34 protein-coding genes, 1 tRNA gene and 1 pseudogene are annotated in these 24,722 nt (G+C 39.4%); 14 read left to right on the top strand and 22 right to left on the bottom strand.

Annotated elements, in window-relative coordinates; all coding sequences use genetic code 11:
* Positions 1 to 297: 297 nt before the first annotated feature.
* Positions 298 to 540: pseudogene (locus ACSVDJ_RS05425) on the top strand (tyrosine-type recombinase/integrase); the annotation flags it as partial.
* A gap of 146 nt (positions 541 to 686) precedes the next feature.
* Here the strand turns inward: ACSVDJ_RS05425 and ACSVDJ_RS05420 are convergent.
* Entirely contained in the window at positions 687 to 986 is a 300-nt protein-coding gene (locus ACSVDJ_RS05420; protein WP_439169578.1) for a cupin domain-containing protein, read from the bottom strand.
* Positions 987 to 1,149: 163 nt separating this feature from the next.
* Between ACSVDJ_RS05420 and ACSVDJ_RS05415 the strand changes: the two genes are divergently transcribed.
* The gene (locus tag ACSVDJ_RS05415) at positions 1,150 to 1,494 is read left to right on the top strand and encodes a hypothetical protein (protein ID WP_439169580.1); all 345 of its coding nucleotides are present in this window, start codon (positions 1,150 to 1,152) and stop codon (positions 1,492 to 1,494) included.
* 194 nt (positions 1,495 to 1,688) lie between these two features.
* Here ACSVDJ_RS05415 and ACSVDJ_RS05410 read toward each other — a convergent pair whose 3' ends face one another.
* On the bottom strand, positions 1,689 to 2,069 hold the full coding sequence (locus ACSVDJ_RS05410; RefSeq protein WP_439169581.1) for a universal stress protein: 381 nt from the start codon (positions 2,067 to 2,069) through the stop codon (positions 1,689 to 1,691).
* Positions 2,070 to 2,217: 148 nt separating this feature from the next.
* Positions 2,218 to 2,586: a hypothetical protein gene (locus tag ACSVDJ_RS05405; protein WP_439169583.1), complete on the bottom strand. Its 369-nt coding sequence runs from the start codon at positions 2,584 to 2,586 to the stop codon at positions 2,218 to 2,220.
* Positions 2,587 to 2,931: 345 nt separating this feature from the next.
* Between ACSVDJ_RS05405 and ACSVDJ_RS05400 the strand changes: the two genes are divergently transcribed.
* Positions 2,932 to 3,004 (top strand) — tRNA-Val (locus ACSVDJ_RS05400).
* Between the two features lie 44 nt (positions 3,005 to 3,048).
* On the opposite strand, the gene ACSVDJ_RS05395 is transcribed toward ACSVDJ_RS05400, so the two are convergent.
* From ACSVDJ_RS05395 to ACSVDJ_RS05380, 4 genes are all read right to left on the bottom strand, one after another.
* A complete protein-coding gene (locus ACSVDJ_RS05395; RefSeq protein ID WP_439169584.1) occupies positions 3,049 to 4,713 on the bottom strand; it encodes an ABC1 kinase family protein in 1,665 nt (554 codons plus the stop codon).
* 74 nt (positions 4,714 to 4,787) lie between these two features.
* The gene (locus ACSVDJ_RS05390; RefSeq protein ID WP_439169585.1) at positions 4,788 to 5,462 is read right to left on the bottom strand and encodes a hypothetical protein; all 675 of its coding nucleotides are present in this window, start codon (positions 5,460 to 5,462) and stop codon (positions 4,788 to 4,790) included.
* Entirely contained in the window at positions 5,459 to 6,268 is an 810-nt protein-coding gene (locus tag ACSVDJ_RS05385; protein WP_439169587.1) for an ABC transporter ATP-binding protein, read from the bottom strand. Before ACSVDJ_RS05385 ends, ACSVDJ_RS05390 begins: the two co-directional genes overlap by 4 nt.
* A gap of 115 nt (positions 6,269 to 6,383) precedes the next feature.
* A complete protein-coding gene (locus ACSVDJ_RS05380) occupies positions 6,384 to 6,935 on the bottom strand; it encodes a phosphatidylglycerophosphatase A family protein (protein WP_439169588.1) in 552 nt (183 codons plus the stop codon).
* 121 nt (positions 6,936 to 7,056) lie between these two features.
* On the opposite strand from ACSVDJ_RS05380, the gene ACSVDJ_RS05375 reads away from it, so the two are divergent.
* From ACSVDJ_RS05375 to ACSVDJ_RS05365, 3 genes are all read left to right on the top strand, one after another.
* Complete coding sequence (locus ACSVDJ_RS05375) at positions 7,057 to 7,782, top strand: alpha/beta hydrolase (RefSeq protein ID WP_439169589.1); 726 nt, start codon at positions 7,057 to 7,059, stop codon at positions 7,780 to 7,782.
* A 111-nt stretch (positions 7,783 to 7,893) separates the two neighbouring features.
* A complete protein-coding gene (locus ACSVDJ_RS05370; RefSeq protein ID WP_439169591.1) occupies positions 7,894 to 8,409 on the top strand; it encodes a 2'-5' RNA ligase family protein in 516 nt (171 codons plus the stop codon).
* Between the two features lie 6 nt (positions 8,410 to 8,415).
* Positions 8,416 to 8,838, top strand: coding sequence for a GNAT family N-acetyltransferase (locus tag ACSVDJ_RS05365; protein ID WP_439169592.1), 423 nt, complete (start codon positions 8,416 to 8,418; stop codon positions 8,836 to 8,838).
* 82 nt (positions 8,839 to 8,920) lie between these two features.
* Here the strand turns inward: ACSVDJ_RS05365 and ACSVDJ_RS05360 are convergent, their stop codons facing one another.
* The 6 genes from ACSVDJ_RS05360 to ACSVDJ_RS05335 all read right to left on the bottom strand — a co-directional run bounded on the left by ACSVDJ_RS05360 (position 8,921) and on the right by ACSVDJ_RS05335 (position 11,169).
* Positions 8,921 to 9,172 carry a hypothetical protein gene (locus tag ACSVDJ_RS05360; RefSeq protein ID WP_439169593.1) on the bottom strand — a complete coding sequence of 84 codons (252 nt, stop codon included), beginning with the start codon at positions 9,170 to 9,172 and terminating at the stop codon, positions 8,921 to 8,923.
* 109 nt (positions 9,173 to 9,281) lie between these two features.
* Positions 9,282 to 9,539 (bottom strand): sporulation-specific transcription regulator SpoVIF, encoded by a 258-nt coding sequence (gene spoVIF, locus ACSVDJ_RS05355; RefSeq protein ID WP_439169594.1) that lies wholly within the window; start codon positions 9,537 to 9,539, stop codon positions 9,282 to 9,284.
* 113 nt (positions 9,540 to 9,652) lie between these two features.
* On the bottom strand, positions 9,653 to 9,787 hold the full coding sequence (locus tag ACSVDJ_RS05350; RefSeq protein ID WP_439169757.1) for a YjcZ family sporulation protein: 135 nt from the start codon (positions 9,785 to 9,787) through the stop codon (positions 9,653 to 9,655).
* Positions 9,788 to 9,867: 80 nt separating this feature from the next.
* The gene (spoVAE, locus tag ACSVDJ_RS05345) at positions 9,868 to 10,224 is read right to left on the bottom strand and encodes a stage V sporulation protein AE (protein ID WP_439169595.1); all 357 of its coding nucleotides are present in this window, start codon (positions 10,222 to 10,224) and stop codon (positions 9,868 to 9,870) included.
* A 1-nt stretch (position 10,225) separates the two neighbouring features.
* The gene (gene spoVAC / locus ACSVDJ_RS05340; protein ID WP_439169596.1) at positions 10,226 to 10,702 is read right to left on the bottom strand and encodes a stage V sporulation protein AC; all 477 of its coding nucleotides are present in this window, start codon (positions 10,700 to 10,702) and stop codon (positions 10,226 to 10,228) included.
* Between the two features lie 14 nt (positions 10,703 to 10,716).
* Entirely contained in the window at positions 10,717 to 11,169 is a 453-nt protein-coding gene (locus ACSVDJ_RS05335) for a YhcN/YlaJ family sporulation lipoprotein (RefSeq protein WP_439169597.1), read from the bottom strand.
* Positions 11,170 to 11,332: 163 nt separating this feature from the next.
* Between ACSVDJ_RS05335 and ACSVDJ_RS05330 the strand changes: the two genes are divergently transcribed.
* A complete protein-coding gene (locus tag ACSVDJ_RS05330) occupies positions 11,333 to 13,006 on the top strand; it encodes a methyl-accepting chemotaxis protein (protein WP_439169599.1) in 1,674 nt (557 codons plus the stop codon).
* A gap of 39 nt (positions 13,007 to 13,045) precedes the next feature.
* On the opposite strand, the gene ACSVDJ_RS05325 is transcribed toward ACSVDJ_RS05330, so the two are convergent.
* Positions 13,046 to 13,408 carry a DUF1360 domain-containing protein gene (locus ACSVDJ_RS05325; protein WP_439169600.1) on the bottom strand — a complete coding sequence of 121 codons (363 nt, stop codon included), beginning with the start codon at positions 13,406 to 13,408 and terminating at the stop codon, positions 13,046 to 13,048.
* Positions 13,409 to 13,512: 104 nt separating this feature from the next.
* Here ACSVDJ_RS05325 and ACSVDJ_RS05320 point away from each other — a divergent pair, with 104 nt between their 5' ends.
* The gene (locus tag ACSVDJ_RS05320) at positions 13,513 to 14,022 is read left to right on the top strand and encodes a CotY/CotZ family spore coat protein (RefSeq protein WP_439169601.1); all 510 of its coding nucleotides are present in this window, start codon (positions 13,513 to 13,515) and stop codon (positions 14,020 to 14,022) included.
* A 37-nt stretch (positions 14,023 to 14,059) separates the two neighbouring features.
* Here the strand turns inward: ACSVDJ_RS05320 and ACSVDJ_RS05315 are convergent, their stop codons facing one another.
* From ACSVDJ_RS05315 to ACSVDJ_RS05300, 4 genes are all read right to left on the bottom strand, one after another.
* Complete coding sequence (locus ACSVDJ_RS05315) at positions 14,060 to 14,557, bottom strand: CotO family spore coat protein (protein ID WP_439169602.1); 498 nt, start codon at positions 14,555 to 14,557, stop codon at positions 14,060 to 14,062.
* Positions 14,558 to 14,653: 96 nt separating this feature from the next.
* Positions 14,654 to 15,430: an enoyl-ACP reductase FabI gene (gene fabI / locus ACSVDJ_RS05310; RefSeq protein ID WP_439169603.1), complete on the bottom strand. Its 777-nt coding sequence runs from the start codon at positions 15,428 to 15,430 to the stop codon at positions 14,654 to 14,656.
* Positions 15,431 to 15,457: 27 nt separating this feature from the next.
* Complete coding sequence (locus tag ACSVDJ_RS05305) at positions 15,458 to 15,652, bottom strand: hypothetical protein (RefSeq protein WP_518620172.1); 195 nt, start codon at positions 15,650 to 15,652, stop codon at positions 15,458 to 15,460.
* Positions 15,653 to 15,721: 69 nt separating this feature from the next.
* Complete coding sequence (locus ACSVDJ_RS05300) at positions 15,722 to 17,575, bottom strand: monovalent cation:proton antiporter family protein (RefSeq protein ID WP_439169604.1); 1,854 nt, start codon at positions 17,573 to 17,575, stop codon at positions 15,722 to 15,724.
* Positions 17,576 to 17,712: 137 nt separating this feature from the next.
* On the opposite strand from ACSVDJ_RS05300, the gene prpE reads away from it, so the two are divergent.
* Positions 17,713 to 18,450 carry a bis(5'-nucleosyl)-tetraphosphatase PrpE gene (prpE, locus tag ACSVDJ_RS05295; protein ID WP_439169605.1) on the top strand — a complete coding sequence of 246 codons (738 nt, stop codon included), beginning with the start codon at positions 17,713 to 17,715 and terminating at the stop codon, positions 18,448 to 18,450.
* 78 nt (positions 18,451 to 18,528) lie between these two features.
* Here the strand turns inward: prpE and ACSVDJ_RS05290 are convergent, their stop codons facing one another.
* The 4 genes from ACSVDJ_RS05290 to ACSVDJ_RS05275 are packed head-to-tail and all read right to left on the bottom strand — an operon-like array spanning position 18,529 to position 21,283.
* On the bottom strand, positions 18,529 to 19,419 hold the full coding sequence (locus ACSVDJ_RS05290; RefSeq protein ID WP_439169606.1) for an RluA family pseudouridine synthase: 891 nt from the start codon (positions 19,417 to 19,419) through the stop codon (positions 18,529 to 18,531).
* Complete coding sequence (locus ACSVDJ_RS05285) at positions 19,419 to 20,213, bottom strand: NAD kinase (protein ID WP_095479835.1); 795 nt, start codon at positions 20,211 to 20,213, stop codon at positions 19,419 to 19,421. The genes ACSVDJ_RS05290 and ACSVDJ_RS05285 overlap by 1 nt, the downstream gene beginning before the upstream one ends.
* A gap of 20 nt (positions 20,214 to 20,233) precedes the next feature.
* Positions 20,234 to 20,878: a GTP diphosphokinase gene (gene yjbM / locus ACSVDJ_RS05280; protein ID WP_439169607.1), complete on the bottom strand. Its 645-nt coding sequence runs from the start codon at positions 20,876 to 20,878 to the stop codon at positions 20,234 to 20,236.
* Positions 20,879 to 20,908: 30 nt separating this feature from the next.
* On the bottom strand, positions 20,909 to 21,283 hold the full coding sequence (locus tag ACSVDJ_RS05275; protein ID WP_439169608.1) for a UPF0738 family protein: 375 nt from the start codon (positions 21,281 to 21,283) through the stop codon (positions 20,909 to 20,911).
* A 158-nt stretch (positions 21,284 to 21,441) separates the two neighbouring features.
* Between ACSVDJ_RS05275 and ACSVDJ_RS05270 the strand changes: the two genes are divergently transcribed.
* The 5 genes from ACSVDJ_RS05270 (at position 21,442) to ACSVDJ_RS05250 (ending at position 24,622) form a co-directional block, all read left to right on the top strand.
* Positions 21,442 to 22,032, top strand: coding sequence for a CYTH domain-containing protein (locus tag ACSVDJ_RS05270; RefSeq protein WP_439169609.1), 591 nt, complete (start codon positions 21,442 to 21,444; stop codon positions 22,030 to 22,032).
* Between the two features lie 12 nt (positions 22,033 to 22,044).
* Positions 22,045 to 22,674 carry a lytic transglycosylase domain-containing protein gene (locus ACSVDJ_RS05265; RefSeq protein ID WP_439169611.1) on the top strand — a complete coding sequence of 210 codons (630 nt, stop codon included), beginning with the start codon at positions 22,045 to 22,047 and terminating at the stop codon, positions 22,672 to 22,674.
* Between the two features lie 196 nt (positions 22,675 to 22,870).
* Positions 22,871 to 23,269, top strand: a complete 399-nt coding sequence (locus ACSVDJ_RS05260; protein ID WP_439169612.1) for a globin domain-containing protein — start codon at positions 22,871 to 22,873, stop codon at positions 23,267 to 23,269.
* A gap of 59 nt (positions 23,270 to 23,328) precedes the next feature.
* On the top strand, positions 23,329 to 24,123 hold the full coding sequence (locus ACSVDJ_RS05255; RefSeq protein ID WP_439169758.1) for a ClpXP adapter SpxH family protein: 795 nt from the start codon (positions 23,329 to 23,331) through the stop codon (positions 24,121 to 24,123).
* 394 nt (positions 24,124 to 24,517) lie between these two features.
* Positions 24,518 to 24,622, top strand: a complete 105-nt coding sequence (locus ACSVDJ_RS05250) for a hypothetical protein (RefSeq protein ID WP_518620598.1) — start codon at positions 24,518 to 24,520, stop codon at positions 24,620 to 24,622.
* Positions 24,623 to 24,722: the final 100 nt, after the last annotated feature.

Genomic DNA, 24,722 nt, shown 5'->3' with positions numbered 1-24,722 from the left:
TTAGAGGGCTCAAATGATCTAAGCCCTCCGAACTCGCATTTCCTCTTTTTAAAAATTGGAACGAAAACTATTAATGACACTCTTAAAAAAATAGATTTTATCTTTAGCATTGTTTGAAGAGATTTAAGGTCAACTTTTGGTGTTTTGAGGTTCATCACCAAAAGTCGGAGGTGACACACTTTGAAAAATATGCTTCATTGCCAAACATAAAGATTTCTAATAAATATGTAGCTCTTTTTAATGATGAATCCGCAGTTTTATTGTCAACCCCAAGTTACGGTGATGAACCTCATTTTTACATTTAAAGGAATACCTGTAAACCCTGAAAACTTAAAAGAACTTATGAAGAGTTAATAAAGGAAGCAAGGGTACTAAGAATACGATTTCATGATTTGCGGCATACCCATGCTACATTGATGTTGACACAAGGTGTACATGCAAAAGTGATTTCTAAACGATTGGATCACAGCAATATAAAAACGACTTTGGATATACTCTCATGCGCTTCCTAACATACAAGTATACTTTTGGATAGAATAAAAAAGCCACAACTCCTTATGTATCAAGGTTTTCGGTTTCTCAACAAGTATGATTCAGACTGGGTTCAAACTAGCGACCGCTACCTTGTCAAGGTAGCGCCCACCCTACCAAATTTATCAAATACCAATCATTCATTCTCCAAAAACTCAACTCGAAATTTTAACAACCAAAATATCAGAATCCTCCAACGCCTTCAATCCATGTTTTTCAAGAGGATCAATATGTAATACATTCTCATTCGTTAATTCTACTTGTTGACCTTCCACATCGAAGAGGACTTTTCCTTTTCTGACAATGACTAAAACATCGCCATTGAAGTCGTGTTCTGGGATGAATTCATTGGTTTTTAGTTGAATGTTCAACACGTTTGTTTCATTAAACTGAATACATCTCTCCACATGCTTATTTTTTGCCTCTAAATGATTCGGTGTATGAACAATTTTCATAATTAATCTTCCTCCATTTTTTAGAATTTTAATAATCAATGGTTGTTACATCAAGGATAGAAAAATCGATTAACTCTAAATCCTTCCATTTCATCATAAATCAACACACACCTCAAAATCCACTAAATATTACCGATACAAATAATTGGGAGGTGAAACCAAATTGAAAATAGAAAGCATCCATTCTATGTCATACAAAAACTCAAGAAACGAAAACAAATCCTATACATTCGAAGATTTTAAACTACCAGAAGATAAAGATGGAAAAGGCAAAAAGGGGAAATTTGAAACCCGCAGAGAAAACGGCTATATTAGGCAATACATCATTAAGCAAGATGGCTCAAAAATATTAATTTCAGAAATAAAAGAATCTAACATTGAAATTTCATCAGAAAAGGCAAAGCTTAGTGAGCAACAATCAAACACTAAATATCTAATGGACTTATTAGCTATGTCAGCTAGCGCAAACACTCCTATAAAAATCAAACCAAATTTCAGACAAAAATGACAAGATGGAGCTATCCAGAAAGTCAGTTTTCATTGATTTTCTGGATGCTTCTTTCACCTTATGAGCGGATTCTTCGACTTTCTAGCTATTTCTTTGACCTTACAAACAGGTTCTTCGACTTTTTTGAACACTTCCCTTTCCACCTAAAAACCCGCTGCCTACCAATTAAGCAACGAGTTTTCAAAACGATCTATTTATCTATTTTCCGCATGTTCAGGCACTAACATCACCGGACACGTCGCCAATTCTAACACTTGCTTGCTGACGCTTCCTATTTTTTCTTGCCGCCCTTTTCCGACCGCCATGACGACGCATCGAACGTTTGGGTCACGTGCTTCAGTAACAATTTCCATCGCTGGAATGCCAACTCTAATTTTTGTGGAAACGGAATATTCACTATGATTGATCATGCTGCTTGCTTTTGAAATCGCTGGCATCCCTAATTCTCTTAGTGTTGATTGAATATTTAACAATAGGAGGTCGTCTCCATATGCTTTAGCTAGTTCAGTTGCATACGGGATTACTTTTAAGGCTGCCTCGGAACCATCTACTGGTACAATAATCGTTTTTGCCACTTGAATTTCCTCCATCACTTGATGTTGATTAATTATAACTTCATCTTAGCCTTTCCACCTTCTAGTAGCAAGAAAAGGCTCTTTCTGTGGCGCATAGCTTTTATTCTTTCTTAAAATAAAAAAAGCCAACACTGTAGTTGACTGTTCATTAATGTTCTCTAATAACTCCTAAACTATCTAAAATTATTTTAGCATCGTTATTTAGAAAATCGATAATATCTTCCCGTTGAAATACTTTTGCCTTATCTCTTAAAACAACCTTGATTCCTCGCAAATCAAATTGATAAGCGTAAGCATTGATCGCATGGATAGCGGCTAACTCTTGTCGAGAAATAGGCAAAACACCTGCATTCACCTTCTCTTTAACAAAGCTCATAATTTCTCTAGCATTACTTTTCAATCGAGCTTTATTTCCTTCTAATACTTCTATATTCTCTTCAATATATTTTCTAGCTTTAGAATAGTCTAGCTCATCCACACTTCGATTAATCTCGGTTATTAAATATTGCAACTCCAAAGTGGTCCCCCCCTAAAAAATCACTTTTTTAATATAATCATATATAACTAGTATGAAGTACCTTTTTTATAACTTCAATCCACCCTTATCCTTCACACAACCAATATTATAATACTATTCAAACGAATAATTCAGGGGCTATTGTCGTGTTTTTTGACTAATTGATCACATTTAAAAAATTAACATTTCATGCGCTAAGTAAGAAAAATGACAGCTAAATCTCAGCTTCTATTTCTCTTACTTTGCAGCTAGCTTTTTCACTTCCCATCATCAACCGAAAAACTTTTCCTAAAAACCATTGACTTTCCTTCGCAATTTTCATAAAATAATACTTGTCAGTTAAACGATTCCGTAGCTCAGCTGGGAGAGCGCTACCTTGACAGGGTAGAGGTCGCTGGTTCGAACCCAGTCGGAATCATACGTTAAAAGGCATCAATCCTCGACTGGGGATTGATGCCTTTTTCATTTCTTCTTCCGCCACATCATATAAATCGTAATTAAAAATAAAATCGTGATCAAAAAAGCAATGGATAGAACGATTTGAAAGGTGTACGTGTTCGTTAACTGTGAGTTATCTCCGCTGATTTTGATACCGATAATCACGCCAGCAATGATAATGCTAAAGGCGAGCATCATAATACTTAATATGAGCATATGAGCGATTCGTTCGATGCGGTTCATCATATCGTCGTCTGGTTTGATGTTCATTTGCAAGTGCGGCTCGCCTTTTTCCCATTTTCTTATCGTCTCATTAATGACGGTGGGCAGTTTGCGGGCAGATAGTTGGATTTGGCGAGTTAGCTTGCGTGTTTCCCGTAGTAGCCGCTTCGGATGCAATTGTTCCCACATAAGTCGTTCGCCCGTATCTTTTAAAATGACATTGAAGCGGATATCAGGGTCTAGTGCGGAGACTGTTTGCTCCACCTTTAAAAAAGCTTGGCCAACTTGGATAAATTCGCGCGGAACTCGAATTCCGTGTTTAGCAGCCAACGCAAATAGTTCTTGAAACATCGTCCCCATTTTTACTTCTTGTAAGGCGCGATCTAAATATGTGTTCATCCAAGTATCAAAGTCGCGACGCAGCGCTTTCGTATCCACTTCTCGATTAGCTCCCAACGATTGAATAGCGAGCGATAAGGATGCTGAGTCACGATCATTTAAAGAAAACAGGCATTCCGCTAACAATTGTTTCATTTCTTCAGACAGCCGGCCTGTATTGCCAAAATCAATTAAGGCAAGCGTATTATTTTTTAATAAAATTAAGTTCCCTGGATGGGGATCGGCATGGAACACACCTTTCACATACACTTGTGCTAGCACCGATTCAGCTAGAGCTTCTGCTAATTCTTTTCTCCTTTGTGGACTAATTTGATTGATCGCCTCTGATGTTAATTTTTTCCCTTCTACTAATTCCATCACAAGAACTCGCTCGCTTGTGTAGTCTGGAAAGATGGCCGGGACATATATCCACTCGTTGTCAATTTGTGCTTTCACACTTAATGCTTCAGCTGCTTCTAATCGATAGTTCATTTCTTTTAACAAAGAAGTGGCAAACTCATCGATCGTTTCTTTAAGGCTAAACTGCTGGGCTAAGCTTGAATTTTTCTCGGCAATCGCAGCTAAATGGCGCAGCACTTGAATGTCTTGGTTCACGACCATTTCGATATGCGGTCTGCGAACCTTGACTGCTACTTGTTCTCCTGAATGTAGGATAGCGCGATGGACTTGGCCAAGGGAAGCCGTGCCAATCGGTGTTTCATCAAATTCGATAAAGGAGCTTTCGAGCGGACCTCCCGATTCGAATTCGATGATTTGTTTAATGTCGTCAAAAGGAACCGGGGGTGCATCACTTTGTAACTTAGACAAAGGGACTGTCCACTCTGTTGAAAGAATGTCCGTCCGCGTGCTTATAAATTGACCGAGCTTCATAAACGTTGGTCCTAGCTCCTCAAAAGCCGCTCGCAGTTCCTCCCCCTTGACATGCTCCTTCTTCTCTTCTGTCGTTCCCCGTTTATAAAACGGAATTTTTTCACTTAAGCCAAGATCTTTTAAATAGCCGGTAAAGCCATGCCTCATCAAGACGGTGATAATTTCCGGAAGCCTTGTTAATGCATTCCAAGTTGTCATAAACTCCCCCTCCGTTTTTTCAAATGATAGCAATTATTCTATGAAACTGCGAATGAAAAATAATCAAAGACTCATTACCCCACCCGCTCTCTCCTTAAAAATAGAACGACAAGCACCAATAAAGAACAACCTACATACACAACAGCCCACACATTTCCTACCATCCCTGCCTCCGCTACTGACACCGGTGGCAACAAATAGACGAGCCATTTTACAAAGGACGGCAACGCTCCCATTAAAGATTCGCCAACGACCGATGCACATGTGAAAAAGGCTGCGGCGACCCATGAATATTTCTTCCCAGCAAGGTTCGTCACACTAAATAGTCCACCGACCCACAAGCCAAAGAACAGAAATAGCAGATGACTATATAGGAAAGCGCCAATATGCTGCATCGTTAACGGCTCAGTAAAGGTACGAAGAATGAGTGGAATGCTAAAGGATACCCCCATTAGCAACAAGCCCACGATCACAACAACGATCATTTTCCCATAAAGAAACACTTGCTTTTTCCGTACATATGATAGCAGAATCGATTTTTCACTGCCTTTCTCCAAGGAAAATAGCTTCATCGAAATCCATACCATCGTAGGAAATAAAAACAGAGCGGAAATAGAGAAGCTTTCAGCAATCGGTAAACCTTGATAATAATATTGAGTAAAAATCCAACAACTGTATAAAACAACGGGCGCAATCCATTGAAGCGAGTAAAAAAAGGAAAGGAGCTGATATTTTATCAATAATTTCACGCGTTCTTCCCCGCTTTCACTTCAAGAATGTGAGCACCTTGTTTCAACAGCTCTGTTAACATAAGATCTGATTCTGACTCTGCTACTGTTAGTGTCATTTTTTCATCCGATATCTGTTTCATCTTTTGGTGAATGCTTTTAGACAAAGGTTGTTTTGTAGAAAAAGTGATATGTAAAGTCGGACTGATCAGCTGTGCGGAAGAGAAATCCACTAATCGACCATTTTCCAACTTGGCTCGATGGGTGGCTAGCTTTTGAGCGAGCTGTTCTTCATGTAACACAAACACCATCGTTTTCTTTCCTTTTAATTCAAGTAGGGCCTCCACTACTGTCTCACATGCTGATTCGTCTAGTCCAGTAAATGCTTCGTCGAGGAAAAGCACATCAGATTCTTTCATTAATGCCTGAATGATTCCTGCTTTTTGCTTCGTCCCTTTTGAGCATTTCTTAAGCGGCGTATGTAAAAAAGGTTGTAACTGGAGAAGTTCGATGTATGAATCGAGCCTGACTTGATCTACAACCTTCCCCATCTCCATCATTAAGTGCAAATACGTTTCAACAGTAAATGGTAAGTGCTCTGGAAAATGTTCTGGCACGTAAGCATACGATTGAAAGCCTCTATTGACACTCCCTTGTTGCGGCTCATACATACCTGCTAATAACTTAATCAACGAGCTTTTTCCTGAGCCATTGGCACCCGTTACGACAACGGACATCCCTTTCATAATCTTCACATCTATCTGAGATAAAACTGGTTGTCCATTTCGAATAATATTGGCTTGAATCACCTCGATCATCGTTCGCATCTTTCCCTTCCTTATCGAGTAAAATCACCTCAAAATCTCAAATTCTACCATAACTACTCATTCCTAGTCATGTCAATGAAAAAGGGCCCCTTGAATAAAGAGGCTCTTTTTCATATCATCCTATTAACTCTTCTTCACCGTTCTCTACCGTCGCTTCAGCGATGCTATCTTCATAGTCACGAATACGGTGGGCAATTCGAGAAGCCGCACCTGCTGCAATAGCTCCAACAATATCATCTAAAAAGGTGTGAACGCCTCCGCCTGTCTTCGTATCCAGCTTGCGAATAATTCCATCTTTGTTCTTATCTAAAAAGCCGTAAGTAGTGACAGAAATACTCCCATAACCAAGCGCGGCACCAAGCGCAATCGTTTCGTCCACACCAAACAAGTTTTCATCTGTTTCAATGATCGTTTGCAGTGGCTCAGATAGCTTTTTTTGTTCAGCTAATACATCAAGCTCTACGCCTACAAGGATGGCATGCTGTATTTCTCGTTTTAATAGTACTTTCTCCACACTTTCGATACATTCAAGTAGCGTTAACTCTTTGTTGAAGGGCTGTTGCATTTTCAGCACGATCTCAGCAATATCTTCCACTGTGACGCCACGTTCAAGCAAGCGTTGTTTAGCTGCTTCGGTTACTTCTTGGGAATTTACTCTTTTTTTCATCTTAGTTCTCTCCTCCCATGACCATTATAATGAAAATAAACGAACAAGTCATGTGAAACTCACTCTCCTCGGTTTTATGCTAAAATTAAATGAACATATTGAAGTGATTGGGAGGAGAAATATGACGATCAAACGCGGCACCATTCAAGATGAAAAAATTTATTCTAAAGAGCTAGGAGAGGAAATCGAGCTACTCGTATATCTTCCGGCAAATTTCTCACCGTTATATAAGTATGCCTTGTTAATCGCTCAAGACGGTAAAGATTACTTCCAAATGGGGCGAATTCCACGAGTGGCTGATGAACTACTTGCGGAAGAAGAGATTGAAAACTTAATTATTGTTGGCGTTCCTTATGCTAATGTGGAGGACCGCCGAAGAAAGTATCATCCTGATGGCGAACAACAAGAAGCTTACATTCGCTTTTTAGCTCATGAGCTTGTGCCGTTTCTTGATGAAAAGTATCCAGTATACCATGTTGGATACGGACGCGCTCTAGCTGGTGATTCACTAGCGGCTACCGTTTCTTTAATGACGGCGCTTCGCTACCCTCATACCTTTGGCAAAGTCATTATGCATTCTCCATATGTCGACGACAAAGTTCTTCAAGCGGTGGAAGTAGCCGAAGACTATAAACATTTAAGTCTTTATCATGTGATCGGTACAGGAGAAACAGAGGTGAAGACAACGAACGGAACGATTGCCGACTTCCTTACACCAAACCGGAAACTCCATGTTTTACTAGATAAAAAAGGCTTTGATTCGTTTTATGATGAATTTGATGGTATTCACACATGGAAATACTGGCAGCCAGATTTAAAGAGAGCTCTTTTGAAAATGTTTGAGTAATAATAACTAATTGCGATAGAAAATTCACTTTTCTATCGCAATTGTGAAAAATCTGATATAATATTCTAATAATGCAAATCAATTTTTTATTTTTGAGGAGAGTGAAGTTATATGAAATTTGGCGTAGTTATTTTCCCATCAAAAAAAACACAAGATTTAGTTAATTCTTATCGCAAGCGATATGATCCTCATTACTCTCTAATTCCACCACATTTGACTTTAAAAGGTCCATTCGATGCAGAAGAAAGTGACCTACCAAAGCTAGTCGAACAGTTAAAAGATGCGGCTAAAAAGCATCGGCCATTCACGTACCAGCTTAGTAAAGTGAAGTCTTTCCAACCACTAAATAATGTCATTTATATTAAAGTAGAACCGAATGAAGCATTGACGATGATGAATGAAGAGCTTCATGGTGATCACGTAGTCGGTGGACCAGCTGAATATGCTTACGTCCCTCATCTAACGGTTGCCCAAAAACTTTCAGATGCTGAACACGCAGATGTTTATAATTCATTAAATATGCTTTCATTTGATCAAGAAGAAATGGTCGATCGTTTCCACTTACTTTACCAATTAGAAAACGGCGCTTGGACCGTTCATGAAACATTTCTGTTAAGAGAGGAATAACACATAGTGCAAATCATAACAGCTAAGACAGAAAAAGAGCTGCAAGATGCTCTTCATATCCGCAAATTAGTATTTGTAGAGGAACAACTTGTCCCTCTTGATTTAGAAATTGATGAGTATGAACATTCATCTACCCATTTCGTGTTATATGATGCAGACAAACCATGTGGAGCCGGACGTTTTCGAACGAAAGATGGTCTGGGAAAAGCGGAAAGAATTTGTGTATTAGCCGATGTCCGTGGCAAAGGAGCTGGACAGCTCATTATGAATGCGCTTGAAAATTTAGCCAAGGAAGAGCATCTACCTGGAGTCATATTAAGCGCCCAAGTCCATGCCATTCCATTCTATGAAAAACTAGGATATGACGTCATCTCTGAAGAATATATGGATGCAGGTATTCCACATAAAACGATGAAAAAAGTATTTTAAATGAAAAAGGCTTATTCTCTAGTTGGTGAGAATAAGCCTTTTAGGAATGTTGTTCCATATTTAAGTTAAAGCCCCTTTCTATTTAAGCCAGTTTATTTAACTGCATTCCTTTACCACTAATTTTCGCTAATTGTGCTTCAAATGGATTATAGTTTTTTCTTTTTGCTTCGTTTGGATTCGCGTTGTGACTAGGATTTTCACGTTCCTCTAACGCTTTTTGAAAGACTGATTTTTGAACGGGATCAATAAAAGAATAATTCACTTCATGTGCCTTTACTACTCGTTCACGATATTGTTGATATTGATAGTTGGGAATTGGTAATATGTAACCCATGGTTCTCGCCTCCTTGAATCATTTTTACTTCTTACTTATCTTTACCCACTTCTTCTCGATGTTAAACAAATTCAAGCTCGGAAATCCGAGCTTGAAAAATGAGAGATTATTATCGTTTTTTATTAATCATTTCCGTAATCGTTTGAATATCTAGCTTACTGCCATCCTTAATAATTGTTTGGACAATTTGGTTTTCAAGCTCTTTCGGAACCGATTTATTAGCTAATCTTGATACTCTTTGGATGACACCTCTAACCGTCTTTTCATCCTTAAAATTGGCATGTTGCAAAGAATTAGCAAGGTCTATGACATCTTTCATATTTACGCCCGTCTTTTTCTCGATATTTTTAAATAATCCGTTATCCATGTTTTCATCCTCCTTTTTCTCCTTTTTATCTTATGCAAGAGCCGTGAAATGTTGAAAGCAAAGAAAAAAACAGACTTAAACGGAAGAGTGTTTAAGTCTGTTTTTTTCTTTTTTTAATTGTAGAAACTCGCACCAACAATAATCAATAAAATAAACAGCACGACGATTAACACGAATGTAGAACCTCCGCGATATCCGCCACCGTAGCCGTAACCTCCACAACCGTAGCCTCCAAAGCCGTAACCCATACTATTCACCTCGCTTTTTATAAGCTCACTGTTACTATATGAGAAAAGCTTAATTTTGTTTGGGCGAATATTTATAATTGTTATCCCTTTGGCTTAAACAATAGCGCTCCCATAAATCCAAAAACAATGGCGGCTGAGATCCCTGAACTGGTGACTTCAAACATTCCTGATAGCACCCCAACAAGCCCATGCTGTTCCGATTCCTGCATTGCTCCTGCCACCAATGAATTTCCAAAGCTTGTTATCGGGATGGTCGCGCCTGCTCCAGCAAAATCAACGAGTGGTTCATAAAGATCAAAGCCAGCAAGTATCGCTCCCGCTACAACTAAGTAGCTAAGTGTATGACCAGGAGTGAGCTTACCTACATCCATCATAAGCTGTCCAATGACACAAATCAGCCCTCCGATGACAAATGCCCAAAAAAACATACCTAGCATATTACAAGCCTCCCCACTGCAGAAGAATCGTTTTAATAAGGGCAACAACAAAAGCTGCAAACACCCCAAATACAATGACGGACCCTGCTAGTTTAAATATATTGCCTCCTACTCCAAGCACAAACCCTTCCGTTCGATGCTCAATCGCAGCAGAAATTACTGCATTTCCAAAACCAGAGACTGGTACGGCGCTCCCCGCTCCCGCATATTGTCCAAGGTGGTCATATACCCCAAAGCCTGTAAGCAACATCGATAGGAAAACAACCGTCGCCACTGTAGGGTTACCAGCTGTCTGCTCTGTAAAATTAAAAAAATAAATATAGAAATAAGTAATGGCTTGACCAATTGTACAAATAATTCCTCCAACAAAGAAAGCCCTTAAACAATTTTTCATAAGTGGCCTTTTCAGTTCATGCTTTTTACTCAACTTGTCATATTGTTGTTGAGCAGGAGTCTTTTTTTCGTTATTGTTTGCCACTGTATAGCCTCCCTCTACGTCATTTCTTTCTTTAATTCGAGAATGTCATTAAATCGTTTTTGAGCTTCTTTTTTATTGATCGTTCCCTCATCTATTTTCTCCCTTAATCTAACGACTTCAAGAAAAATTTTATAATCACTAGAAACGATAAATTCTTCATCCTTGTACTCTTTTTCTAAGCGTTTGTTTAATTCTTTCTCAATTTTTTTCATCCGAAATCGCTGTAAGTGCTTCACTTTATAGGCGATTAAAATATGATGATCATCTTTGATGACAGCTACATCATATATTTCATCTATCCGCTCGACTTCCTTCTTTATTCTCTCTACTTCAGGTCCCTTCTTCTCTAGTTGTATAGGCGCCGGATTTGTTGTTTTAATGAGTGCTAACTTACTCTCTTCTTGATCTTCGTTCGCATTACAACCCATTAACAGGATGGCACTCACAAAGAAAACGACCCATTTCATGCTGATTCCTCCATTCGAACCGCCGTTTATCTTTTATATTTCGCTTGTTCTTTCATTTTTATTTATAAAATTCTTCTTCCCCTCTAAAAAAAATGTCGAAAACCCCGATAATAATGATTGGGGAATTTTCAAGTGTTAGCACTATGTAAAAAGGGGAAACGATATGAACATTAAAACAAAACTACTATCTGTTATTTCCATTTTTATTATAACCATCGTCTGTCTTGGATCATTTTCTGTTTACATCATTAGCTCGACCATTCATGACAACAACGTGTTAAAAGACAAAATGGACATGCAGAAGAATGTGAAGCATATTCAATTTCGCTTAGCTGGTTTATCTAATGATGAACGCGCCTATATTATTACAGGCAAACAAGAGTTTGCGGATGGAATGAAAGAAAAAGCAGCAAACATTCAACAAACGATTGAGCAATTGAATCAAAATTATTATCAAGAAGAAAAACAATTATTAGCAACAAGCTTTCAACAATTTGAAACGATCAATCAACAAGTCATCACGAGCTATGCTGCAAAACCAGAAGCGGCAAAAGCTCTACACTTCGGTGAAGAACGTAAATTAAGAAAAGAAGTGTTAGACCCTGCTGTGGATGACATCGTCAATCAGTTAGACCAAGACGTCACCCAATTAAAAGAGGCGATTGAAAATAAAGCAAGTTGGAGTAAAACGACGTTGCTAATCGTGACGATTGTGTCAACAATTGCTGGTGTAATCTTCGGTAGCTTACTAATCCGAACGATTCTTACTCCTTTAAAACGAGTCAACCGTCAGCTCGATGAAATTGCTCGTGGCGAGGCAGATTTAACAAAAAAAATGGATGTGACTCGCAAAGATGAATTTGGTCAATTAGCCATTTCCTTCAATGCATTTGTTGAATCTTTGAGGACGTTCGTTGTCCAAATTAGCCAGTCGTCAAATCAAGTATCCGCCTCTTCTCAAGAGTTAACGGCGGGCGCAGAGCATTCAAAGGAGACAGCGGAACAAGTGAGCCATTCGATGCAATTAATCGCGAGCCGTAACAATGAACAACATGATGTGATGGAAAGTAGTTTAACTTCACTGAGAGACTCACTTCGTCATATGAGCGATGTTGCTTCCAACACTCATCATGTCGCCTCACTTTCTACGACGATGAAAGAGCAAGCCAATTCAGAGGCTAATTCAGTCAATGAAGTATTAGCCCAAATGCAATCGATTGATCAATCCGTTGAATTAGCAGATAAAGGTCTTCACTCTTTAGCGACAAGCGCAACAGAAATTAGTCAAATTTCTTCATTGATTACCGACATTTCTGCCCAAACAAACTTATTAGCCCTCAACGCCGCTATTGAAGCAGCAAGAGCTGGAGAGCATGGGAAAGGATTTGCCGTCGTTGCCGAAGAAGTGAGAAAATTAGCGGACGAAACGAGCCAATCAGCTGGCCATATTCATCAACTCGTGACAACGATCCAAAGTGAATCCGCCGATACCGTCAACAGCCTTCGCTTCGTAAAAGAAAACGTCTCATCTGGAATCGAACTTTCTAAACAAACAGTGAAGGGAATTACAGCTATTCTTCATTCAATTGATGAAGTGACAGCGAAAATTCAAGAAGCGGCCGCTACTACTCAACAAATCTCTTCTAGCTTTGAACTAGTTCAACAGTCAATTGAAGAAGTTGGCGAGCATTCAAAAGAGACAGCAAACAATACGGAGGACATCGCCTCGGCGACAGAGGAACAATTCGCTTCTGTGGAAGAAATCACTCAAGCGGCTTCCTCCCTCTCACGTTTATCAGATGAATTACATGCAATGATTTCAAAATTTAAAGCATAAATAAGCAGGCAGATGACTCGTTGATCATCTGCCTGCTTACTATTCGTTATCCTTGATCAAATATTGAACGACCGTTTCAACTAACGCCGCCCCTCCTGCAATCGCAAAAATCAACAGCAGCGGTTCGGCTATGAGAGGAAAGCAAAAATAGAAGAGAACCCAAAAAGCAGCTACCCAAACTCCTGTACACCAGTAACAGCTAAGTAGCCTTCCTAAAAAGCCAACAACTCCTTTTTCCTTTGGAACAATAAACGTTTCCAACTCACCATTTCCTGTTTTCTCCATCACTTCTACAAAAAATGGTCTTCGCAATAGTTCTGTAATCTCATCGAACACCATTAATCGTGTAAGACGAAAAGAAGCCAAAATGAAAATAAGCATTTCCAATACGGTCATATCCATGCTTCACCTTTAAAAAATATTATTTTCTAGGTTATTTATCCATACCTTTAACCTGTATAAGCCATATGTTAATACTGTAAGAAAAATAGGAAAGGAGCTTTTATATGAGTTGCAAAGATAATGTTGGTGCTGCTAGAAGAGGCTGTGTTTGTGAAGTGGTGCGTGCCATTAATGATCTCCAAAACGAAAACATTGGTGATGATTGTTTAGATTGTAAAGATTGTTTAGTGGAGCCGCTTGGTGACTTAGCAGGTCCTCGTCGTCGTAACGCTGACACTCGTGTATTCACATTAACGACGAAAGAGGGAAATCCATTTTTCGCTTTCTTTGGACCAATTGATGATGGCAACCATCATCATTGTGATGAAGTTTGCGTATCCATCTTCTTCCGTGTAGAAGAAGTATTCGATAATTGCTGTGCTCGTCTTCGTGTATTAGTACCATTAGATGAGGGGAGAGATCCAGTAAATATTACTGATGACTGTTGCGTGGACTTGAAAAAAGTGTGTAAAGTAAGAAACTTCCGTGCGACTCGCAGCTGTGTAACTGTCGATCTGAACTGCTTCTGCGCTGTACAATGTATTAGAGACGTAAACTTAAATATTTGTGATTAATTCAAACAGGCAGCGGGCGATCATCCGCCGCCTGTCTTTATCTTGGACCAATAATCTTAATATGTTTTAACTCCTCACGATCGATTATTACGATTTCCTCTTTAAAACTTTTCACTTCAATTTTTTGATCCGCCCAATCTTTTAGAGTTCCTTTATAAGATTGATTTTCGCAAATAAACTCACACGGAAAAGGAATAAACTGTCTAGACAAATGTTCTAGCTTTTCATCGAGGGTCATATTCCGAAACGGTTTCACTGGCTTAATTCCTAACCACGACGGTTTCTTCTGCTCTTCTACCGGCTCTTCTACCGGCTGTGTCTGTTTGATCTCCTCTTTCGCTCTTTCACTAACTTCTCCTTCAACATCCCATTTTTCAACTAAAGGACGTTCTTTCTCTTTTTTCTTTTTCCGTTCCGACTCTTTCATCTCCACATTCTTCGTATGGAACGATTGCTGCATACTAACTTCCGGGTAATGCAAAGAAGGCTGCTCAATATACATAAGCGGCTCTCGCTTCTTCTGTTTCTTTTTCATTATAAACACCTCCTGCAAAGCTCTTGTTAAATATATGTCTGTGCTTCTTAGATAAGAATAAAAAACCCGCTTTAATAAGCGGGTTTTAGAGTAATATTATCGTGCAATAATATGGAAGCCAGAGTCAACATGAAGGTTTTCACCTGTAATTCCACGAGACATATCGCTGAATAGGAAAACAGCTGTATCTCCCACTTCTTCTTGTGTCGTTGTTCGACGAAGCGGAGCTGTTTCTTCGATATCTTTTAAAATCGAATTAAAGTCGCTAATACCTTTTGCCGCTAGCGTACGGATCGGACCAGCAGAGATGGAATTCACACGAATACCATCTTTACCGAGGTCAGCTGCTAAATAACGAACGCTCGCATCTAAAGAAGCTTTCGCCACACCCATCACGTTGTAGTTTTTCACCACGCGCTCGCCACCTAAGTAAGTTAACGTGACGATGCTGCCTCCTTCTGTCATTAAAGGCTTTGCATATTTCGCTACAACCGTTAGTGAGTAAGAGCTAATATTATGAGCAAGGAGGAAGCCTTCGCGTGAAGTATCAACGAATTCACCATCTAGATCTTCTTTATTCGCAAAAGCGATACAATGGGCTAAGCCATGAATCGTGCCGACCTCTTCTTTAATTTGCGCAAAGCATTTTTCGATATCAGCATCAACCGTCACATCACACGGTAAAATAATTGATTCATTTCCTTCTAACGTGTCTGCCAAATCACGGACATTTTTCTCAAGGCGTTCACCTGCATAAGTAAAAATAAGACGAGCACCTGCTGCGTGTAAAGATCGGGCAATTCCCCAAGCAATACTTCTTTTATTGGCTACACCCATCACAACAAATGTTTTTCCAGCTAATGAAAGTGTCATTTTCGTTCCCCCTGTTATTACAAGTTATTAGTACCTAGTAATAATATTAACAGGAATTACTGAAAATGAAAAGCAATGAATCAAAAAAGAGCTCTTAAAGTCCACAATATTGGTTGCTTTAAGAGCTCTTTCGCTTTTCTTTGTCCAGCTGCAGGCGCTAACGGCTAGTGAACTTCCTCGATCCTCCTTGCGATAAGTCAACATCGATTCACTATCGTTCATCGTGTTTCCTTTATCTCGTGCGGATCGTTCCAGTCCATACGCCGCTGAGCAGCGCCTTCCGCTTTTCGTTTAATCAAATTCTAGTTCGCGTTTTAGTTCGTCTACGTATTCTTTGGAGCCGGTGACGATGAAGCGATCATTTAAGTGTAATTCTGTATCTCCGTGAGGAACGATGGATTCGTTGCCACGAAAGATTCGAACGAAGATAACATCTCCTGTAAATGGGAATTTCCTAAGTGAGATTCCTTCATAATCAGCATTATGCAGCTCAATTTCGTATAAAGATGTTTCTTTGTTCGTTAAGATGCTAATAATACTTGGCGATTCAATCAGCGCTCTTAGCAACGCTTTAGAAGAAAGGAAATAAGAGAACGTTTCGATGTCTGCTTGAATCATCCGCTTCTCTTGTTCTTCTCTTTCCACATGAGCAATGACTCGTTCTACGCCTCGCTCTTTTGCTTCGAGCGCAAGGTTTGCATTATGCGCTTCATCTCCCGTTGTAATGACTAAGATGTCCGCATCAAACACGCCATTTTCAGCTAATAAATCTACTGACAACTCATCCAGTTCGATAATATCAAAAACAGACTTGCTTAAATTCCCCTCTTGAACTTCTGGTTTCTTACGGTAAACAACCGTATCGTATAAAGAAGACTTCAACTCTTTAGAGATCGGCATTGTATACTGATTCGCTCCAACGAAAGCCACTTTGATTTGCTTTTCTTCCCTCATATATGGCGGGAATAGCTTTTTAAAGACGACTGGCGTAATTAAGCAAGTGATAACTGCCACTAAAATCAACGTACCACTCATTTGTGACGTGATCACTCCAAGACCCTCGGCAATTTTAGCTGCGGCAATCACAAGTGACAATGTGGATGTTAATAAGAAGGACGATGCCACAATGGTTTTCATATCGTACCATTTTTTCAAATATAGCATCGGCAATATTTTTGAGATAAATAAAGCTAGCATTAACAATGGAATAAGCAACAATGTCTTTTTATCACTCAAAAGAGACCATAGTTCAAGCTCTACCCCGACCATCACAAAGAAAATTGGAATTAAAAATCCATATCCGAATGAGTCAAGTTGACGTACTAGCTCGTTTTTCGGTGCTAACAATGAAACAAGCACTCCGGCTAGAAAGGCACCGAGAATATTTTCAGCACCTACATATTCAGATAAAGCCACAAGTACAAGCATTAGTGTGAATACGGCACGAGTACCAATTTGCACGGTACCCGTCGAGAGCGCTTCGAAAAAAGGATTATTTTTAAACCTTTTAGCGACGAAATAAAGCAGAACACCTACTCCAAAGAGAACAAGAAGTAGCCATGTGTTGCCACCCTCTGTACTATTAATGGATACATAAACAGCTAATAAAATCATTGTTACTAGGTCGGCAATAACAGCGACAAGTAAAATAATTTGTCCAATCACCGTCTTCATTAAATGAGCTTCTTTTAGCGTCGGAACAACTACACCTAGTGAAATTGTTGAAATGATTAACGTCATCAAAAATGCATCTTCTATTAAACCTAACAAAACAAACAAATAGGATAACCCGTATGACAAAACGAGTATTCCAATAAACACTATAGTCGCTGCTACAAATGTATTCGGTTCCTCATTTGTTTTCAAGTGCTTCTTCTTTCGCTTTTTATCTGTGGAAAATGCCGAAAAATCAATTTCAAGCCCACTTAAAAACATAAGGAAAAGGAATCCAAGTGTTGATAGAATCTCCAACCAAGCATCGGGTTCAACTATATCAAAGCCACTTTTTCCTAAAATAAGACCTACAATGATTTCTGCAATGACGACTGGAATGAAATTCAACTTCAATCGATGCAGTAATATCGGTGTAAAAAAAGCAGCCACAACAACGATTAGTAATGAAAATAACGAAGCATGTTCTTCCATAAATTCTCTCCTTCCTACTCATTAATTAAGGTGTATTCACTATACTATCAAAATCATTTGAAGTTGTCTTTTAAAAAAGATTAATCTTATATTAAGTTTTAACTAGGAAAAACTAATGAATAAAGGAGTGCTTGATTATGAATATCGATATGATTGGAGACATTCACGGTTGCTTTCAAGAATTTAAACAGTTAACGACTAAGCTTGGCTATTCATGGGATGGCGGGCTTCCTGTCCATCCTCAAGGACGATTACTTGGGTTTGTCGGCGATTTAGCTGACCGCGGTCCCGCCTCTCTCCAAGTGATCGAAGTGGTACATGACTTATGGGAAAAGCAATTGGCTTACTACGCTCCTGGCAACCATTGCAACAAATTGTATCGGTGGTTTTGCGGAAACAACGTGCAAGTCACACATGGACTAGAAACAACCGTAGCTGAACTTGAGCAGCTAGACAACCGAGACTTTAAGCGCATGAAAAAGAAATTTATGAACCTTTATGAGCAATCGCCACTTTATCAAATTTTAGATGAAGGTCAATTAATTATCGCCCATGCTGGCATCCGTCAGCAGGATATCGGCACATTCACTTCCAAAGTGAAAACGTTCGTCCTATACGGTGACATCACAGGTGAAAAACATCCTGATGGCTCTCCTGTCCGCCGCGACTGGGCAAAGCACTACAATGGTCAACCTTGGATTATTTACGGTCATACGCCAACAAAAGAAGTACGAGTTATTCATCATACTGCTAATATCGACACAGGCGCTGTCTTTGGCGGCAAACTTTCCGCCTTCCGTTATCCTGAAAAAGAAATCGTCTCTGTCCCATCCTCCATGCCTTTCGTTCCAGAAAAATTTCGCAGCTTTGAGTAAAAAACAGCCCGCCTTATTCAATTGGCGGGCTTTACTATGAGTTTCTTCGATCTTCGCGACACTTTCTTCGACCTTCGCCTACTCCAGCAGCCGCTGCAAATCAGCAGCCAACGGTAAATAGAACTTGAGCTCTTCTTCAGTGACAGGATGACGAAAGGCTAAGTCACTACAATGAAGAGCTTGACGATCTATTTCCTCTATAGATCCCCCATACAGATCATCACCTAATAATGGATGTCCGATATAAGACAGATGCACTCGTATTTGATGGGTGCGGCCAGTCTCTAGCTTTAATCGAACTTGAGCAAAGGTTTCATACTGGGTTAACACTTCGTATCGAGTGTAAGCATATTGACCATCCGCTCTCACTTCTCTCTCAATAATACTGGTCTCTTTTCGACCAATAGGCTGTTCGATCACGCCAACGGTATCGGCAAACAAGCCAGAAGCAAGAGCCGTATACGAGCGAGAGATGAGCCGCTTTTTTTGCATATCTGACAATAGATGATGAATATGTCGATGTTTCGCCACTAACACAAGACCGGATGTATCACGATCGAGCCTTGTAACAATATGCACAGTAGCCTCGATTCTTCGTTGTTCATAATAGCCGATTAAAGCGTTCGCCAAGCTACCTGTCAGATGCTCCCTAGATGGAATTGTATTCATACCCGCGGGCTTTGCTACGACTAGCACATACTCATCTTCAAAAACGATCGACAACGGTATGCTTTCTCCTTTGATCCCATCACTCGGTGTTTCTCGGGGAAAGATCAGTTCAATTCGATCCCCTACCTCTATGCGATAACGGACATTTTCCTCTTGATCATTCACTAAAATTTGACCGCCGTTATATTTAATATCGGTCAGTGCTCGCTTAGAGATTTTTTTGCTAGCTAAAAAATCTCGCAACAGCTTACCGTGATCGTTTGCTTCAACAGTCCAAATTAACCGAAACCTCTTATTCATTAGTTGCTAACAAACGAATCATGAACTCGCTTCCAAAATGGAAATGGACGGAAACGAGCAAAGCGAATTTTTTCATTAGCCACTCGATATTGAATCGATTTGACATCTTTATGAAGCAACGTTAAATGATCAATCGTCACAAGAAAGTCCGGTCGGTTCACAGGTCTTAGCATACAAGTATGATGAGCGGGCAAAATGAGTGGGGAGCCTACTGTACGAAACACTCGGTTATTAATAGAAGCCATCTCTGCTAATTGCAGCGCACGAATCGATGGATGTAAAATCGCTCCACCTAGTGCTTTGTTGTATGCGGTGCTTCCTGAAGGGGTCGATACGCATAGACCATCACCTCGGAACCGTTCAAAATGATCGCCACGAATTTCCACATCCATTACTAGTGTCCCTTCCACACTTTTCACCGTGGATTCATTTAAGGCAAGGTATCTTGTTTCTTTACCACCATGCTGGTATCGAATGATGGTTTCTAACAACGGATATTCAATAATTTGATAAGGCGTGCGGGCAATAGCGATGACAAGCTTTTCAATTTCATCCGGCACCCAATCCGCATAAAAACCTAAGTGACCGGTATGAACACCGACAAATGCCGTTTTATCAAGTCTAGAACTATAGCGATGAAAAGCATACAAGAGCGTCCCATCTCCACCAACAGAAATAACAATATCTGGCTGTTTTTCATCATACGTTAACTTAAAATCAAGCAAATAAGTGCGAATTTTATGCATTAAGGCATTCGATTTCGCATCGCCTTTAGACGTAATTGCAAATTTCATGTCAGCCACCCTTTTTCCGTTTATTCTTTCTTCCTGCGCTCATTTGTTGGCTCTTTTTTCTTTGTAAAAAAAGCTTGAGCTTCCTTTATTTCTTCGCGAATTAAAGACATTTCCTCATCGAGCCTGAAAGCTGCCTCAGCCGCTCGCTGTAGCCGCATTTGAATTTCTTCTGGAAACTGTCCGTCATATTTATAGTTTAAAGAATGTTCAATCGTCGCCCAAAAATTCATCGCTAGCGTGCGAATTTGAATTTCAGCTAAAATTTTCTTTTCGCCATTGATCGTTTGAACCGGATATTCAATCACTAAATGATAAGAACGGTAACCACTTGGCTTTTTATGAGAGATATAATCTTTCTCCTCTACGATCGTAAAATCTTTACGCATTCGCAGCTTTTGTACTACTTTTTTAATATCATCAACAAATTGGCACATCATTCGTACGCCAGCAATATCTTGAATTTCCGATTCTAATCGCTCAAATGGAATACCCTTTTCGTATGCCTTTTCGAGAATACTGGCAATCGGCTTAACTCGGCCAGTCACAAATTCGATCGGCGAATGCTCATCCTCAAGCTCAAATTGAGTCCGCATCCCTCTAAGCTTCACTTTCAATTCTTCTACTGCTTGTTTATAAGGTGATAAAAACTCATCCCAACGTATCATCTATCTTCCCTCTCAAACATAATTGCATTGTTATTGATGCAAAAAGACCTTCTCTACCGCTTCAACCATCTCTTCTCCATAGTTGCCGTTGCCTTCAATATTATTGATCAAATAAGAAAGCTCTTCACTCCAGTTGCTTAGTTGAAGACGAGCATCCGCTCCAATGGCAAACAAGCTAGCGCCTTTTTCCATCGCCGTCTGCAACTCCGTCCAAACACTTTCATGTATGTATAAATAAATAAATTCATCATTTTCTTCAGCTAAATAAACAAATGCTTTTTGATCTGAATCAACAATTATTTGTCCGCTTGCTTTCACTGTAGACAATGCAACTGGATGCTCCGAAAGCAAACCTAGCTCTTCCTCATTCCATACAGCTTTCGTAAAATGAATCGTCTTTCTCATCTTAATTCCCCCTTTAATTCTTGCTATTGTTTCGGTTTGTACATTTCATCGAAAAAAGCCCATTATACATTTTAACACATCTTTTCCCTTCAAATATAGACACATGAGCTTTAGAATAAAAAGTAACGAACAAACTAATAGGAAAAGAGGATGTACGCATGAATCAACAATTGGAGATTGAGTTTAAAAACTTGTTAACGAAAGAAGAGTTTTTGCAACTACTTCAAATCTTTCACGTACAAGAAGAAAGTTTCGCTTTACAGCATAATCATTATTTAGATACCGAATCGTTTCACCTTAAAGAACAAGGATGCGCTCTCCGCGTCCGAGAAAAAGAAAGCACATTTGAACTTACTCTTAAACAGCCGGCGGAAATTGGTCTCCTAGAAACCAATCAATTCTTGCTAAAGGAAGAAGCAGACGCCCTATTGATCAACGGAAAATTTCCAGAGGGAATCGTTCAAGAAGTCCTTCAACCACTTCGATTAGACTTCGATTCCTTTCATCATTTCGGCACGTTATCAACGAAAAGAGCGGAAATACCGTATGAAGTAGGCATTCTCACTTTTGACAATAGTTTCTATTTAGGTAAAGAGGACTATGAATTAGAATATGAAGTAACAGAAGAGCAAAGAGGCAAAGAAATATTTGACTATTTACTAAATAAATTTCAAATTCCTAGGCGAATAGCCGATAATAAGGTTAGAAGATTTTACTTAGAAAAATTACGCCAACTAAAAGAAAAATGATCGGAGAAAACGATGAGTAACGATTTTTTTAAAACAATCATTCAAACAAGTATGATGCAAGGCATGCCAACGATGCCTACTAGCCCTCTTACATCAACGAACCCGTCACAAATATTCGGCGCCGTGCTACAACAAGCGTTAATGCAAGGGCTGAAGCTTGAAAATGGGGCGCCTTTGTCTTCTCCAGCTACAGGAGTAACATTGCCACAATTACTGCCTACAAAGCCTGGCGCTGATGTGATCAAACCTGGTGGGAAACCGCTAAAAACCGATTTTGATGACATTATCGCAAGAGCAGCGGAAAAGTATAATATTCCGAAAAAATTGATTCAAGCGGTCATTAAGCAAGAATCTAATTTCAATCCAACTGTCGTCAGTCATGCTGGAGCAAAAGGCTTAATGCAATTAATGCCAGCTACTGCTCGCTTCCTCGGTGTAACGAACCCATTTGATCCCGAGCAAAATGTCTTTGGTGGAGCGAAATATTTACGACAAATGCTAGATAAATTTAATGGAAACATTAAACTTGCCCTCGCCGCATACAATGCTGGACCTGGTAATGTGAAAAAATATGGAGGAATTCCACCGTTTAAAGAAACACAAAACTACGTTCAAAAAGTAACGAATACCTACTATTCATAAGTGCTAAGCTTCTCTGTTTGTCTTCGCATAGGATTCTTCGAAAGAGAGAATCCTATGCGTGAACATCCAAGTTTGCTTAGCACTTTTGATAAGCTTCGTTAAAAGACTATTTTTTTGAGCAGGCACTTTGTTTGTGTTATACCATCCCCCTTGTTAAAATGAATTTACTACTACAAGGAAAAAAGGAGTTATTGGTATGGCCGAAAAATCAATAGCACCATACGAATTTATCGGAGAAGAGAAACTTTCGGAGCTTGTCGATTTGTTTTATTCAAAAGTAGGCAAGCATCCTGACTTATTTCCAATTTTCCCTGATGACTTAACTGAAACTGCTCGTAAGCAAAAACAGTTTTTAACTCAATATTTAGGCGGACCACCTTTATACACAGAGGAGCATGGACATCCCATGCTTCGCGCTCGTCATATGCCTTTTCCGATCACCCCTAAACGTGCCAACGCATGGCTCCAATGCATGTCAGAGGCGATGGATGAAACGGGCATAGATGGGGAATTTAGCGAATTCTTTTATCATCGGCTTGAATTAACCGCTCATCACATGACAAATCAGCCCGAAGAACCAGGTGAAGAAGATTGAAGCCATCTGTATTGCTTAATCGAATTTGTTCAACTCAACAAAAACCATTGGAGATTTATATGTTTGTTGATCCTCTATGCCCAGAATGTTGGGCTTTAGAGCCGATTATTCGAAAGCTACAAATCGAATATGGTCATTATTTCAGTTTAAAAAAAGTACTCACGGGCAGACTGTCAACTTTGAACTTGCAAAAGCATAAATGCAATGGCTTAGCGAAACAATGGCAAACAACAGCTACTCGAACGGGAATGTCTTGTGACGGGAATCTTTGGATGGATAACCCCGTCTCCTCTCCTTTCATCGCGTCAATCGCTATTAAAGCGGCCGAACTGCAAGGACGACGACATGGAAGCCGTTTTTTACGAAAATTACAAGAGCAGCTTTTTTTAGAAAATGAAAATATTTCTGATCTTGCGATATTAACAGATTGCGCTGATCAATCGGGCCTTGATAGAGCGGAGTTTTTAAACGATATTCATTCCTCCAGTGCAGCGAAAGCTTTTCAATGCGATATGAAGATTTCAGCAGAAATGGACGTAGAGGAAGTACCGACTCTTGTTTTCTTTAATGAAAATATCGAGGAGGAAGGTATTAAAATTTCTGGTCTGTATTCTTATGAGATTTATGTGCAAATTTTGCAGGAGATGCTTGAGGAGCTTCCGGAGCCACTTGTTCCACCTTCTTTAGAAGAATTTTTACAATACTTCCGCCTAGTCGCTACGAAAGAAGTAAGCGAAGTATATAATCTACCGATCAAAGAAGTAGAGATGGCTATGAAAAAACTCCAATTACAGCGAAAAGTGCGGAAGATCCCCGCAAAATACGGATCTTTTTGGGAATATATAAGTGAATAATGCACAAGACTAAGCCGCCCGAGATTATAAGCTAAGCCTATGATCTCGGGCGGCTACTTGTTTAAAGCTGAATCTGAAGGCATAAGAAAAGACCTTGTATCAACTACAAGGTCTTTTCTAACGAACAAAGGGGATGGGAGAAATTTTTCACGGTCAAACAAAGGGGTATATGTTTGTTTGTGATCAACTTCACGTTTTATATATTATCACCTTCAATAGTAATTGACAACACTTTGTATAACCTTTCACATATTTGTCATAACAATGGGATAGTAAGCGTAAACTAACATATACTGGAATAACTTTGAAGGAGGGAAACTGTTTGAGATGGTTAGCTTTTTGGCTCTACGTCAGCTTGATCGTAATCGCCTTTCTATTTAATTTATTAGGTTTAATGAAACTATATCCTTTATACGTAACAGCACCGTTATTTTTCATCGTCCTGTTTGTTCCTATCTTTTTTTTCAATAGAAAAGGCAAAAAAGTCTTTAAACAGTAGAGACTTTTTTGCCTTCCGCTTTTAACTTATCTAGCTACAGCATCTAGCGACTAGTGGACTTCTCCTCTCCTCCTTGCGATAAGTCAACATCGATTCACTA

It is taken from the genome of Bacillus sp. Hm123, from assembly GCF_051842975.2.
Classification (GTDB): domain Bacteria; phylum Bacillota; class Bacilli; order Bacillales; family Domibacillaceae; genus Bacillus_CE.
The sequence above is the reverse complement of the archived record's forward strand: the minus strand, read 5'-3'. Positions and strand labels throughout refer to the sequence as shown.

What these genes read in the sequence shown, in the direction of transcription:
- ACSVDJ_RS05420 (WP_439169578.1), bottom strand. Translation starts at nt 986, where the DNA reads ATGAAAATTGTTCATACACCGAATCATTTAGAGGCAAAAAATAAGCAT.
- ACSVDJ_RS05395 (WP_439169584.1), bottom strand. Translation starts at nt 4,713, where the DNA reads ATGACAACTTGGAATGCATTAACAAGGCTTCCGGAAATTATCACCGTC.
- ACSVDJ_RS05385 (WP_439169587.1), bottom strand. Translation starts at nt 6,268, where the DNA reads ATGCGAACGATGATCGAGGTGATTCAAGCCAATATTATTCGAAATGGA.
- ACSVDJ_RS05380 (WP_439169588.1), bottom strand. Translation starts at nt 6,935, where the DNA reads ATGAAAAAAAGAGTAAATTCCCAAGAAGTAACCGAAGCAGCTAAACAA.
- ACSVDJ_RS05375 (WP_439169589.1), top strand. Translation starts at nt 7,057, where the DNA reads ATGACGATCAAACGCGGCACCATTCAAGATGAAAAAATTTATTCTAAA.
- ACSVDJ_RS05370 (WP_439169591.1), top strand. Translation starts at nt 7,894, where the DNA reads ATGAAATTTGGCGTAGTTATTTTCCCATCAAAAAAAACACAAGATTTA.
- ACSVDJ_RS05360 (WP_439169593.1), bottom strand. Translation starts at nt 9,172, where the DNA reads ATGGGTTACATATTACCAATTCCCAACTATCAATATCAACAATATCGT.
- spoVIF (WP_439169594.1), bottom strand. Translation starts at nt 9,539, where the DNA reads ATGGATAACGGATTATTTAAAAATATCGAGAAAAAGACGGGCGTAAAT.
- ACSVDJ_RS05350 (WP_439169757.1), bottom strand. Translation starts at nt 9,787, where the DNA reads ATGGGTTACGGCTTTGGAGGCTACGGTTGTGGAGGTTACGGCTACGGT.
- spoVAE (WP_439169595.1), bottom strand. Translation starts at nt 10,224, where the DNA reads ATGCTAGGTATGTTTTTTTGGGCATTTGTCATCGGAGGGCTGATTTGT.
- ACSVDJ_RS05335 (WP_439169597.1), bottom strand. Translation starts at nt 11,169, where the DNA reads ATGAAATGGGTCGTTTTCTTTGTGAGTGCCATCCTGTTAATGGGTTGT.
- ACSVDJ_RS05330 (WP_439169599.1), top strand. Translation starts at nt 11,333, where the DNA reads ATGAACATTAAAACAAAACTACTATCTGTTATTTCCATTTTTATTATA.
- ACSVDJ_RS05325 (WP_439169600.1), bottom strand. Translation starts at nt 13,408, where the DNA reads ATGGATATGACCGTATTGGAAATGCTTATTTTCATTTTGGCTTCTTTT.
- ACSVDJ_RS05320 (WP_439169601.1), top strand. Translation starts at nt 13,513, where the DNA reads ATGAGTTGCAAAGATAATGTTGGTGCTGCTAGAAGAGGCTGTGTTTGT.
- ACSVDJ_RS05315 (WP_439169602.1), bottom strand. Translation starts at nt 14,557, where the DNA reads ATGAAAAAGAAACAGAAGAAGCGAGAGCCGCTTATGTATATTGAGCAG.
- fabI (WP_439169603.1), bottom strand. Translation starts at nt 15,430, where the DNA reads ATGACACTTTCATTAGCTGGAAAAACATTTGTTGTGATGGGTGTAGCC.
- ACSVDJ_RS05305 (WP_518620172.1), bottom strand. Translation starts at nt 15,652, where the DNA reads ATGAACGATAGTGAATCGATGTTGACTTATCGCAAGGAGGATCGAGGA.
- ACSVDJ_RS05300 (WP_439169604.1), bottom strand. Translation starts at nt 17,575, where the DNA reads ATGGAAGAACATGCTTCGTTATTTTCATTACTAATCGTTGTTGTGGCT.
- prpE (WP_439169605.1), top strand. Translation starts at nt 17,713, where the DNA reads ATGAATATCGATATGATTGGAGACATTCACGGTTGCTTTCAAGAATTT.
- ACSVDJ_RS05290 (WP_439169606.1), bottom strand. Translation starts at nt 19,419, where the DNA reads ATGAATAAGAGGTTTCGGTTAATTTGGACTGTTGAAGCAAACGATCAC.
- ACSVDJ_RS05285 (WP_095479835.1), bottom strand. Translation starts at nt 20,213, where the DNA reads ATGAAATTTGCAATTACGTCTAAAGGCGATGCGAAATCGAATGCCTTA.
- yjbM (WP_439169607.1), bottom strand. Translation starts at nt 20,878, where the DNA reads ATGATACGTTGGGATGAGTTTTTATCACCTTATAAACAAGCAGTAGAA.
- ACSVDJ_RS05275 (WP_439169608.1), bottom strand. Translation starts at nt 21,283, where the DNA reads ATGAGAAAGACGATTCATTTTACGAAAGCTGTATGGAATGAGGAAGAG.
- ACSVDJ_RS05270 (WP_439169609.1), top strand. Translation starts at nt 21,442, where the DNA reads ATGAATCAACAATTGGAGATTGAGTTTAAAAACTTGTTAACGAAAGAA.
- ACSVDJ_RS05265 (WP_439169611.1), top strand. Translation starts at nt 22,045, where the DNA reads ATGAGTAACGATTTTTTTAAAACAATCATTCAAACAAGTATGATGCAA.
- ACSVDJ_RS05260 (WP_439169612.1), top strand. Translation starts at nt 22,871, where the DNA reads ATGGCCGAAAAATCAATAGCACCATACGAATTTATCGGAGAAGAGAAA.
- ACSVDJ_RS05255 (WP_439169758.1), top strand. Translation starts at nt 23,329, where the DNA reads ATGTTTGTTGATCCTCTATGCCCAGAATGTTGGGCTTTAGAGCCGATT.
- ACSVDJ_RS05250 (WP_518620598.1), top strand. Translation starts at nt 24,518, where the DNA reads ATGAAACTATATCCTTTATACGTAACAGCACCGTTATTTTTCATCGTC.